Origin of the sequence: Halogeometricum sp. CBA1124 (assembly GCF_009741955.1) — an archaeon.
In the GTDB taxonomy this organism is placed as follows: Archaea; Halobacteriota; Halobacteria; order Halobacteriales; family Haloferacaceae; genus Halogeometricum; species Halogeometricum rufum.
This window is the reverse complement of the sequence record NZ_WPCD01000008.1, coordinates 41,413-53,100: the sequence shown is the minus strand read 5'-3', so window position 1 is coordinate 53,100 and position 11,688 is coordinate 41,413. Positions and strand designations below refer to the sequence as shown.

Genomic DNA, 11,688 nt, shown 5'->3' with positions numbered 1-11,688 from the left:
GACAGAACGCGTGAAAGAACGAACGATAGCACGACATGGTAGCAAACGGGTACAGCCCCCGCGTCCGCCGAACTCACCAGTCGAGCGGTCATGAACGAGGTGCGCCACCGATGGGACTGAGAGAGGACGTCGAACGGTTCCGCGAAATCGGCGAAGACCGGCGCGAGGACCTCAAGGAGTTCATCAGCTACGGTGACCTCGGGGGGTCCGGGCCGAACAGCATCAAGATACCCATCAAAGTCGTCGACCTGCCGAAGTTCGAGTACGACCAACTCGACAAGGGCGGTGTCGGACAGGGACAGGGCGGGACGCCCGACGTGGGCCAACCCGTCGGCCAGCCCCAACCCGCCGACGGCGACGGCGACGAGGACGGCGACCCGGGCGAGGAGGGAGCCGACCACGAGTACTACGAGATGGACCCCGAGGAGTTCGCGCAGGAACTCGACGAGGAACTCGGCCTGGACCTCGAACCGAAGGGGAAGGAGGTGATCGAGGAGATAGAGGGCGACTTCACCGACATCACGCGGACCGGGCCGCACAGCACCCTCGACTTCGAACACCTGTTCAAGGAGGGGTTGAAGCGCAAACTGGCGATGGACTTCGACGACGACTTCGTCCGCGAGGCGATGAAAGTCGCCGGCGAGGACGAGCAGTCCGTCTACCAGTGGTGCCGCGACAAGAACATCCTCGTCTCGCTGGCGTGGATAGAGGACGAGTGGACGGACATCCCCGACGAGGAACGCGGGACGTGGTCCTCCTTCGAGGAGATGGAGGAGAACGTCGAGCGCTCGACGACGCTCCAGCGAATCCAGCGCGACGGCCTGCGCGACATCCCGTTCCGCCGCGACGACGAGCGCTACCGTCACCCCGAGATAATCGAGGAGAAGGAGAAGAACGTCGTCGTGGTGAACATCCGCGACGTGTCGGGGTCGATGCGCGAGAAGAAGCGGGAACTGGTCGAGCGGACGTTCACGCCGCTGGACTGGTACCTCACGGGCAAGTACGACAACGCCGAGTTCGTCTACATCGCCCACGACGCCGACGCCTGGCAGGTCGAACGCGACGAGTTCTTCGGCATCCGTTCGGGCGGTGGCACCCGTATCTCCAGCGCGTACGAACTCGCGAAGGAGGTACTCGAAGAGCAGTACCCCTGGTCCGAGTGGAATCGCTACGTGTTCGCCGCCGGCGACTCGGAGAACTCCTCGAACGACACGACGGAGAACGTCGTCCCCCTGATGCGCGAGATTCCGGCGAACCTCCACGCGTACGTGGAGACGCAACCCGGCGGGACGGCCATCAACGCGACGCACGCAGAGGAAGTCGAACGGTCGCTCGAAGACCAGGGCAACGTCGTCGTCGCGTACGTCTCCTCGCCGGAAGACGTGATAGACGCCATCTACGACATCCTCAGCACGGAGGCAGGAGAATGAGACGCTTCAGACACACCGCACAGAAAGTCGCCGGAGAACTGGAGGAACCCGTCCGCGAGGCGGGCAACCTCGCCCGCAAACTCGGGTTGGAACCGTACCCGGTGAACTACTGGGTGGTCGACTACGACGAGATGAACCAGCTCATCGCCTACGGCGGGTTCCAGCGACGGTACCCGCACTGGCGGTGGGGGATGACGTACGACCGCCAGCAGAAGCAGGACCAGTTCGGCATGGGCAAGGCGTTCGAGATCGTCAACAACGACAACCCCTCGCACGCCTTCCTGCAGGAGTCGAACTCGTTGGCCGACCAGAAGGCGGTCATCACCCACGTCGAGGCGCACGCCGACTTCTTCAGCAACAACGAGTGGTTCGGCATGTTCGCCGGCGACACGGACTTAGACGCCGCGGCGATGCTCGAACGGCACGGCGAGTCCATCCAGAAGTACATGGACGACCCGGACATCGACCGCGAGGAGGTCGAACGCTTCATCGACGCCGTCCTCTGCATCGAGGACAACATCGACCAGCACCGCACCATCACCGACGCGGCGACCGGTCGCGAACGCGTCCAACCCGAGGACCTGCGGAAGCGACTGGACGACATGAACATCTCCGACGACGTCCGCAATCAGGTGTTCGACGAGGAGTGGTTGGACGAACTCGCCGAGGCCGAGGCCGAGGCGGCGAAACTGGACGCCCCCCGCCGCGACGTGCTGGCGTTCGTCCAGGCGCACGGCATGCGCTACGACGAGGAGAAGGGCAAGGCCGTCGAGATGGAGTCCTGGCAACGGGACGTCCTCGACATCCTCCGGACCGAGTCGTACTACTTCGCCGCCCAGAAGATGACGAAGGTGATGAACGAGGGGTGGGCCGCCTACTGGGAGTCGCTCATGATGGGCGAGGAACGGTTCGCGGGCACCGACGAGTTCGTCACCTACGCCGACCACCAGTCGCGCGTCCTCGGGTCGCCCGGCCTGAACCCCTACAAACTCGGCAAGGAACTGTGGGAGTACATCGAGAACACGACCAACCGACGGGAAGTCGCGGACAAACTGCTCCGCGTGAAGGGCGTCTCGTGGCGCAACTTCCACGACGTCGTCGACTTCGAGACGGTGCAGCAACTCCTGAAGCCCGACCCGGCGATAGACCGGATTCGGTCGGACACGGTGGACGAACTCGCGTCCCTGCCGGCGGACGACCCGCGCGTCGACTGGGAGGTACTCGACAGAGTGCTGTCCGGCGACGACGAGGGAGACGCGGACGCGGACGTGGACGTCGACGCCTACCCGTGGAAACTGCTCACCTACGAGGGACTCGCCGAGCGACACTTCTCGCTGGTGAAGCCGCAGAACCGCGGCTTCCTCGGCCGCATCCGCCGGTCGGAACTCGAACGCCTCTCGCGGTACATGTTCGACGACGAGGTGTACGACACCGTCGAACAGGCCGTCGCCGACGTGGACCGGACGGCCGGGTGGGACCGGATGCGCGAGATTCGGGAGAGCCACAACGACGTGACGTTCATCGACGCGTTCCTCACGCAGGAGTTCGTCGAGAGCAACCACTACTTCACGTACGAGTTCACGCAGGCGACGGGCGAGTACCGCGTCGCCTCCGTCGACTACGAGGACGTGAAGAAGAAACTCCTGCTGCAGTTCACGAACTTCGGCAAACCCACCATCGTCGTCTTCGACGGCAACTACGCCAACCGCGGCGAGTTGCTCCTCGGTCACCAGTACAACGGCATCATGCTCGACATCGCGCAGGCGCGCGGCGTCCTCGAACGCCTGTACGACCTGTGGGGCCGGCCGGTGAACCTCGCGACGATCGTCAAGGAGTACGACGAACACGACGTCGAAGTCGCGCGTCGGCGCAACCGCGAACCGACGCCGACGGAGACGGGCAAGCGTATCCGCTACGACGGCGAGGCGTTCGAGACGTACGAGTTGGACGAGGAGATAGCCGACCGCATCCGCGCGACGGACGTGGACTACGACACCAAGCCGGAGGAGTGGTTGTCGTGACACCTCGTTCTCGCTCCGCGTAACTTCACACTTTTCAGATACTATAGAATACAGACACATTGATGTATCTCCGGCGGTAAGCCAGAGGTATGTCCAGGGGAGGGGCCGGGTCGGTGGGAGTGACCCGAAACAGGAGCGAAGACAGACTCGAGGAGTCGGAGATTCACGACGTCCTCAGAAACGACAGACGCCGTCTCGTCCTCGAACGACTGCGGTCGTCCGAGGGGAGCGAAGCCGTCAGCGACCTGGCCGAGTACATCGGGAGCGTCGAGTCCGGCGAGACGCCGCCGCCGCGGAACGTCCGCCAGAGCGTCTACGTCTCCCTTCACCAGACGCACCTGCCGAAACTCGACGAACTCGGCATCGTCACCTACGACAGCGACGAGAAGACCGTCGCCCTCGCGGACGCCGCCCACGAGGTGGCCGTCTACATGGAAGTCGTCCCGAAGTACGGCATCTCGTGGGCCGAGTACTACCTCGGACTCGGACTGTTGGGACTGCTCTCGCTGGTCGGGTCCGGCATCGGCGTGCCCACGCTGTCGGTGGTCGACCCGACGTTCCTCGGCGCCGCGTTCCTGCTTCTCGTCGTCGCCTCCGCGACGTATCAGATAGTCGACCAGCGGAGTTCGCTCCTCCACCGCCTCCGCTCGCGGGGGGGCCGACGGACCGAACGTCGACGCCCCCGGCGACGACTGACCGGTCGGAACGTCCCGTCCGTTCAATAGCGCGCCGTCCGTACTCGGAGCGATGACCGAGACGGCACTCGTCTGGTTCCGCCGTGACCTCCGGGTTCGCGACAACCCGGTGCTCGCGGCGGCGACCGACGCCGACGCCGACGTGCGGCAGTTCGCGGTCGAATCGCTCGCCAAACTCGGCGGGGCGGCGGCCGAGGAGACGGCTCGCGCGTCCGCGGACGACGAGAACCCGTGGGTCCGCGCGGAGGCCGTCGTCGCACTCGACCGACTGGACCGGTGCGCGCACGCCGACCGAATCGCCGACGCACTCGGAGACGACCACCACGCGGTCCGCCGGAACGCGGCCATCTCGACGTTCAAACGCCGCGGCGAGGACGCGCTCTCGGACCTGCTGGAACTGACCGACGACCCCAGCGAACGGGTCCGCGAGTGGGCCGCCCACCTGCTCGGTGGAATCGACGCCGACCGGGCACACGCCGAACTCGAACGACTCGCCGCCGAAGACGAGAGCAGCATCGTCCGCGAGACTGCGGTCCGCGCTCGCGACGTGGACGCCGGGAGCTTCCGCCGACAGTTCAGCGGCGCGCTGGACGAGAGCGACCGGACGCTCCCGGGCGAAGACGACCTGAACCGAACGCCCGACCTCTGACAATGACCGACGACAGCACGAGAGCCGACGACAGCACGACACCCGACAGCACGACACCCGACGGCATCGAGGCGGCGACCGAAGACCGCCGGCCGCCCGAGACGCCGGAGACGGGCGGCGGAGACGACTCGCTCGAAGACCGCGTCGAAGTCGCCCTGCGGACCGTCAGAGACCCCGACGCGGACGTGACCGTGTTCGAGGCCGGACTGGTCGAGTCCATCGCCGTCGAGGACGACGCCGTGACCGTCGGCGCGGCGGTGGCCGAGTTCGACGACGCGAACGCGAAGGGCGTGATGCGCGCCATGATGCGGGCCGTCCGCGACGTGCCGGGCGCGAGAGCGTCCACGTCGAACCCGTCGCCCCGTCCGCTGAGGACCGGACGACAGGCGTCCACGGCTTCGACACCGTCGTCGCCGTCGCGAGTGCGAAGGGGGGCGTCGGCAAGTCGACCGTCGCGACCGGACTCGCCTGCGGACTGGCGGCCGACCGGTCGACGGGCCTGTTCGACGCCGACATCCACGGCCCGAACGTCCCGACGCTGTTGGACGTTGACGGCCCCGTCCGCTCCGCCGACGACGGCAGTCCCCTCCCGGTCGTCGCGTCGGGCGACGACGCCGACCTGGACGTGATGAGCGTCGGCCTGATGGAGTCCGGCGCGCCCCTCGCGTGGCGCGGGGCGATGGCGCACGACGCGCTGACGGAACTGTACGAGGACACCGCGTGGAACGCCGACGACACGCTGGTGGTGGACCTCCCGCCGGGCACCGGCGACGTGGTGCTGACGACGTTGCAGGAGGTGCCGGTGGACGGCGTCGTCGTCGTCACCACGCCGTTCCCGGCGAGTCTGGAGGACACCGCCCGCAGCGTCGAACTGTTCCGCGACAACGACGTCCCCGTCCTCGGCGTGGTCGTCAACATGGGGTCGTTCGCCTGCCCCTCCTGCGGCGACAGCCACGACCTGTTCCCCGACGGGTCGCCGACGGAGACGCTGTCGGCGCCGCTTCTGGCCGACCTCCCGTTCACGCCCGCTCTACAGGAGACGCCGGTTCCGGGCGCACCGCACGAGTCCATGCGCGAACTCGCCGACGCAGTCGGGACGGCGGCGGCGACGGCGTGGGCCGTCGACGCGCCGGACGACGCGCTGGACATCCGGGGCGACCCGCCGGAGCGACGGCGAGAACGCGTCGCCGACCACCTCGCGACGCTCCAGTCCGGTGCGACGTTCTCCCTCGTCAGCGACCGGGACCCCTCGCCCATCAGGGAGTACCTCGCGGCCCTCCTCGACTGCGAACCGGACGCGTTCGAGGACCTCTCGGTCGAACGCCGGACGCCGGACGACTGGGTGCTTTCCGTCACCATCCCGTCGGACCCCGCGCGGGAGTGACCGCTCGCCGCCGAGATACCGGCCGTTCGACCCCGCCACTCGGCGCTATTCGACCGGCACGGAAAAGAGAACAAAACGAGCAAAGACCATTTTGACGACCGGTCAGTCGACCGTCACTGCTCGGGTGACGGCTCCTCCCCCTCGGCGCCGGGGGTTCGGTGCCCGACTGCTCGGCGGCCGCACTCTCCGCCTCCGCGGTGCCCCCGTGGTCGACAGCGAGGTCCACGCCGGACTGCGCCGCGTCCACCTCGAACGACGAGACCACGACCATCAGTCGCTCGGCCTGCGAGGCGAGTTCGTCGGTTCCGTCGGAGACTTCGCTCAGCGAGGCGGTCTGCTCTTCGGCGGCCGCGGCGACGGACTCCGCCCGCCGAGCGGTGTCGTCGCTGATCTCGGTCACGCGGTCCATCATCGAGGCCACCTCCTCGGTCGAGGAGGCCTGATCGTCGGTCGTCCGACTTATCTCGTCGACGCCCTCGCTCGTCGCGCGGGCGTTCTCCACGATGGTGTCGAGGGGCGTCGCGGGGCGTTCTCGACGGCCGCGACGCCGTCGTCGACCGCCTCCTGCGTCTCGCGCATCTCCTCGACGGTCGCCGCGGAGGTGGACTGGACCTCGCCGATGGTCTGTTCTATCTCCTCGGCCGACTCCTTGGTCTCGCCCGCGAGTTGCTTGACCTCGTCGGCGACGACGGCGAAGCCCTCGCCCGCCTCGCCGGCGCGGGCGGCCTCGATGTTGGCGTTCAGCGCGAGGATGTTCGTCTGGTCGGCGATGTCGGTGATGAGTTCGACGATGTCGCCGATCTCCTCCATGCGCGATTCGAGCGCTTCGATCTGTCGCGCCGTCCGTTCGGTCTTCGACTCCACGTCTTCGATGGTGTCGATGGCGTCCGCCGTCGCGGTGTGGCCGACCTCGCTCGCGTCGAGGGTGTGCTCCGCCGTGCGTTCGAGTTCGCTCGCGGAGGACGCCACCTCCTCGATGGTCGCCGAGAGGTTGCTCGTCTCGCCGGTGGTCTGTTCGAGGGTCTCTTGCTGCTCTTGGGCACCTTCGGCCATCACCTGCGTGGAGTCGCTGACCTCTCTGCTCGCGCGCTCTATCTCCTGCGCACTCGCGGTCACCTCCTCGCTGGCGGCGGCGACGGTCTCGGCGAACTCCGACACCTCGGCGACGGTCGCTTCGAGTTCGGCCATCATCTCGTTGAACGACTGCGCCATGGCGGTCATCGCCTCGTTGTCGGCGTCTTCGTCCATGCGGCCCGTGAGGTCGCCCTCGGCGGCCGCGGCCATCGTCTCGCCGAACGCCTCGGCCTTCGTCTCCAGTTCGACGATGAGGGTCTCCAAGTCCTCGTGGGTCTGTCCCATCGCCTCGCCGAACGAACCGGGAACGTCCTCGTCGAGAACCGGGTCGTCGAAGTCCTTCGACGCGACGGCCTCCGCCTGCCCCGCGACGGTCGTCAGGTACGACTGCATCTCCGCGAACGAGTCGTAGAGCCGCCCCATCTCGTCGATTCGGCTCGTGGACGGGACGTCGCCGTCGACCTCTCCGGCCGCGATTTCGTCGGCGTTCTGCGCGACTGCGGCCAGCGAGGTGGCGGTCCCGCGACCGATGGTCAGGCCGACGAGGAACAGCGCACCGATGGCGAAGGCGAGCAACAGCACGATGTTCTCCGTCACCTGCGACTGGAGGGCGAAGGCCCGTTCGGTGGGGACGTGGTAGGTGAGGACCCAGTCGGTCCCCGTGACGGGCGCGTAGGCCATCGCGTACTGGCCGGGTTCCATCCCGGTCCGCGCGCCGACCTGCGTGTATCCGCGCTGGCCAGTCAACGCGGCGTCGATGGCCGTGACCGTCTCGTCGCCGGACGCGACGTACGGTTCGAGAAGCGAGTTCTGGCGATTGTCGAGGAGTATCGTGCCGTCGGCGGAGACGACCTTCGCGTCGCCCGTCGCGATGGGCGAACTGAACTGCTGGGACCGCGCCTCCAGCGACGCGGTCAGGACGACGAAGCCGTCCTTTCCGGTGACGGGGGCGACGAACGCGATGACCGGGCCGGACCCCGCGTCGTACGGGGCCGAGACGGTGGCTCCGCTCGACTGCGCGAGCGACGACGCCCGACCCGTCCACGGCGCGTCCAGTCCGTCGAGGGACGCACCGCTCGCACCGTCGGTCGTGCTGGCGACGACCGACCCGGACTCGGCGTCGACGTAGTGCAACGAGCGAACGTCGTTCGGGAGTTCGATGAGTTTCTGTTCGAGCCAGCGTTCGTGGGCGCTGGCCGAGGTGCTCTCGGGCCTGTCCGCCAGCGACGACGCGAGGAACGCGACGGTGGACTCCTTCGAGGCCGTCCAGTCGGCGACTGCGTCCGCCTCCGACTCGGCGATGCCGCGTATCTCCTCTCGCGTCTGCTGTTCGACGACGCCCTTCGTGTCGAAGTGGATGAACGCGCCCACCCCGCTCATCACGAGGATGATGACGAGGAGGACGACGCCGAACTTCGCCGCGTATCGCCGGCGAATCACGTCCGGCAGGAGGCGTTCCAGACCGCTCGCCACCCACGCCAGCGGGTTCCTCATCGGTCACCCCCCGACTCGAAGAACTGCTTTTGCAGCAGTTCCAACCGTTCGACGTTCCCCTCGGTGACGTGTTCGACGAGGTAGGAACTCAGCGGTTCGAGGGCTTCGGTCAGGTCGACGTCGCCGGACGCGCCCCGGTAGTTCAGACTCCGTCCCGACTCGACCAGCAGTTTGACCGCGTCGAAGTCGCCGACCGAGACGGTGTGCCCCTCGCCCTCCGATACCGAGCGAACCGTGTCGGCTATCGCCGGCGCGGTCGCCTCGCCCGCCATCTCGGCCGCGGCGGCCATCAGGAAGAGCGCGTCGTAGGCGTTGACCGAGAACGGTGCCAACGGCGCGATGTCGGACAACCGCCGCGAGAGGTTGAAGTGGCCGTCGGTCCGCGTCGAGGAGAGCGACGCGCTGTAGAATCCGTCGTAGTACGACGGGGTGTCCGTGCCGAGCAGTCCGGCCGAGAACACCCACGGTGCCTCGTAGTCGGACGCGCCGTACGCGTCGAGCACATCCTTCTCCTGCCCGGGGACGCTGACGAAGGCCACCGCGTCGGGCGAGTCCGTGAAGACCTCCGCTATCTTCGCGTCGAACGAGGACGCGGACGGGTCGTACCGCGCGTCCGCGACTACTTCCGCGTCGACGTTCGACGCGATGGCGTCGGCCAGGTCGGCCCCGAAGTCGTTGTCGAGCGCGAGAATCGAGATGGTGTCCGCGCCGACGTACTGCGACGAGTCGATTATCTTCGCCATCGCGACCGACTGGAGCAGGTCGCTCGGGACGGTCCGGCCGAAGTACTTCCGACCGCCGCTCCGACCGGCGTCCGTCAGTCGCGGGTTCGTGCTGCCGGGACTGACCTCCACGACGCCGTCCTCGGCGGCCTTCGGCGCGAGTGCGAGGGAGATGGTGCTCACGAGGGCCCCGACGAACCCGACGACGCCCTCGTCGACGAGGCTCTCGTACGCTTCGAGCGAGGCGTCCACGTCGGCTTCGCTGTCCTTCGCGACCAGTTCGACCGGCCGGCCGAGAACCCCGCCGGCGTCGTTGATGTCGGCGACCGCCTGCTCGGCGGCCCGTTGCCCGTGGACGCCGACTCCTTCGAGTGCGCCCGACGTCGGCAGGAGCGTCCCGAACCGGACCGGTTCGCTCTCCCGGCCGCCGAACGCCCCCGTACACCCCGGGAGCGCTCCCAGTGCGACGGTTCCCCCGGCGGTCCGGAGTACCCTTCGTCTACTGTATGAATCCTGCATATGCCCTGACCCTCGCTGGGGGATATAACGGTGGCCCGCAAATTATCAACTTCAATATCCAACTGACGTGCGTACAGAGCGAAACACGTTCGACCCGATGAATCGAATTATCGCACGAGATTGAACAAGATATGTAGCAAGTCGATAAATTTTCAAAAATAAGTCAGTATACTTCTCCTAACGTGAAGAAAACACGACACGATACATTGACAGTTTATCGAAGGGCGGACGAAAGTATTGGATAAATATCATCACTCGGCTCGAGCACGTTCCGTCGTCGAGCGGTGACGACGGCCGACGGCGTCGACGCCGAACACATCGCTTATGCGTCGGAGCGAACACCGTGGGTCGATGGCAGCGCTTCGTCTCACGCGGTACACGACGCTCGTCGTGGCCGCGGCACTCTGGTTTCTCGCCAAGTTCGTCCGGTACGCGTTTCCGCCCCTCTTCGAGACGTTTCAGGCGAGCTACGGGCTCTCGACGGCGACGGTCGGCCTCGTCTACACCGGTCTCATGACCGTGTACGCCCTGCTGCAGTTCCCGTCGGGGATGCTCTCGGACCGGTTCGGACCCGTGCGCGTCGTCACCGGCGGGGCTCTCGTCGCCGCAGTCGGGTCGTTCGCACTCGTCGCCGACTCGCCCGCACCGGTGTTCGTCGCTGCCGCGATGCTCGTCGGGGCGGGGACCGGCGCTCACAAGACAGTCGCGGTCCGCGTCCTCTCTCGCGTCTACCCCAGTCGGACCGGTCGCGTCCTCGGCGTGTTCGACACCGTCGGCGCGTACGGCGGCGTCGGCGCCTCCGCCGTGGTCACGCTGTTTCTGGTCGCCCCGCCGGTGCTGACGCCGTTCGTCTCGCGACTGCCGGGGGCGGCGTGGCGCGGCGTGTTCCTCCTCGCGGGTCTCGCCGGCGTGGCACTCGCGGCCGCGTTCGCGTGGTACGTCCCGCGCCAACTGTCGTCGTCCGACGACGCGGACGCCGCCGCGACGGCCGAGAGCGCCGACCCGACGCTGGCCGACTACCTGCGGCAGTTCTCCGACCGCCGGTTCGCGGCGTTCATCCTCGTCACCGTCCTCTTCTCGTTCTCCTACAACGGCGCGGTGGCGTTCCTCCCCTTGTATCTCACCGACGCGGTCGGGTTCGAGACGACGACGGCGAACCTCCTCTACTCGCTGCTGTTCGCGCTGAGCGTCGTGCAGGTGGTGACGGGCGACGTGAGCGACCGAACCGGCCGGCTTCCCATCATCACTGTCACGCTCGGTATCGCGGGGGTTTCCCTCGTCGGCGCCGTCGTTCTCGCGGACGGCGGCTTCCTCGCACTCGGTGCGGCCGTCGTCGGCCTCGCCGTCGGGAGCCACGGCTTCCGGCCGGTCCGCGGCGTCTACCTCGTCGAGATTCTCCCGGACTGGATCGCGGCCGGCGGCCTCGGCATCGTCCGAACCATCCTGATGGGCGCTGGCGCGGTGTCGCCCGCCGTGGTCGGCTTCCTCGCGGAGGCGTACGACTTGCGCGCCGCGTTCGCCCTCCTCGCGGCGTCGATGGTGGGGGCCGCCGTCGTCGCCGGCGGACTGCTGCTCTCCGAGCGCACTGGTGGGGCCGAACCGGCCTGAGACGCCGCAGTCGGTCCCTCGCTCACTCGGTGCGGGTCGCCGGACACGACTCCGTCGCCGCCCCGACCAGACGTTTCTTGTCGCTCGTCCGC

At 67.5% G+C, this 11,688-nt stretch carries 6 protein-coding genes and 2 pseudogenes; 6 read left to right on the top strand and 2 right to left on the bottom strand.

The genetic code is table 11. The annotated features are described in order from the left end of the window. Positions 1 to 110 precede the first annotated feature (110 nt). From GJ632_RS02415 to GJ632_RS25100, 5 genes and pseudogenes are all read left to right on the top strand, one after another. Entirely contained in the window at positions 111 to 1,430 is a 1,320-nt protein-coding gene (locus GJ632_RS02415; protein WP_191451969.1) for a YeaH/YhbH family protein, read from the top strand. Next, entirely contained in the window at positions 1,427 to 3,451 is a 2,025-nt protein-coding gene (locus GJ632_RS02410; RefSeq protein ID WP_191451968.1) for a SpoVR family protein, read from the top strand. The genes GJ632_RS02415 and GJ632_RS02410 overlap by 4 nt, the downstream gene beginning before the upstream one ends. An 89-nt stretch (positions 3,452 to 3,540) precedes the next feature. Next, positions 3,541 to 4,176, top strand: coding sequence for a hypothetical protein (locus GJ632_RS02405; protein ID WP_231751257.1), 636 nt, complete (start codon positions 3,541 to 3,543; stop codon positions 4,174 to 4,176). A gap of 22 nt (positions 4,177 to 4,198) precedes the next feature. Next, positions 4,199 to 4,795: a HEAT repeat domain-containing protein gene (locus GJ632_RS02400; RefSeq protein WP_191451967.1), complete on the top strand. Its 597-nt coding sequence runs from the start codon at positions 4,199 to 4,201 to the stop codon at positions 4,793 to 4,795. A gap of 2 nt (positions 4,796 to 4,797) precedes the next feature. Next, positions 4,798 to 6,179: pseudogene (locus GJ632_RS25100) on the top strand (P-loop NTPase). Positions 6,180 to 6,420: 241 nt separating this feature from the next. On the opposite strand, the pseudogene GJ632_RS02390 reads toward GJ632_RS25100, so the two are convergent. Then, positions 6,421 to 8,747: pseudogene (locus tag GJ632_RS02390) on the bottom strand (methyl-accepting chemotaxis protein); the annotation flags it as partial. After that, entirely contained in the window at positions 8,744 to 9,988 is a 1,245-nt protein-coding gene (locus tag GJ632_RS02385; RefSeq protein ID WP_191451966.1) for an ABC transporter substrate-binding protein, read from the bottom strand. The gene GJ632_RS02385 and the pseudogene GJ632_RS02390, both read right to left, overlap by 4 nt. Positions 9,989 to 10,339: 351 nt before the next feature. Here GJ632_RS02385 and GJ632_RS02380 point away from each other — a divergent pair, with 351 nt between their 5' ends. Then, positions 10,340 to 11,596 carry an MFS transporter gene (locus GJ632_RS02380; RefSeq protein WP_197427829.1) on the top strand — a complete coding sequence of 419 codons (1,257 nt, stop codon included), beginning with the start codon at positions 10,340 to 10,342 and terminating at the stop codon, positions 11,594 to 11,596. Positions 11,597 to 11,688: the final 92 nt, after the last annotated feature.

Excerpts from the sequence above, each read along its gene's own strand:
- GJ632_RS02400 (WP_191451967.1), top strand. The coding sequence starts at position 4,199 with ATGACCGAGACGGCACTCGTCTGGTTCCGCCGTGACCTCCGGGTTCGC.
- GJ632_RS02380 (WP_197427829.1), top strand. The coding sequence starts at position 10,340 with ATGGCAGCGCTTCGTCTCACGCGGTACACGACGCTCGTCGTGGCCGCG.
- GJ632_RS02405 (WP_231751257.1), top strand. The coding sequence starts at position 3,541 with ATGTCCAGGGGAGGGGCCGGGTCGGTGGGAGTGACCCGAAACAGGAGC.
- GJ632_RS02410 (WP_191451968.1), top strand. The coding sequence starts at position 1,427 with ATGAGACGCTTCAGACACACCGCACAGAAAGTCGCCGGAGAACTGGAG.
- GJ632_RS02385 (WP_191451966.1), bottom strand. The coding sequence starts at position 9,988 with ATGCAGGATTCATACAGTAGACGAAGGGTACTCCGGACCGCCGGGGGA.
- GJ632_RS02415 (WP_191451969.1), top strand. The coding sequence starts at position 111 with ATGGGACTGAGAGAGGACGTCGAACGGTTCCGCGAAATCGGCGAAGAC.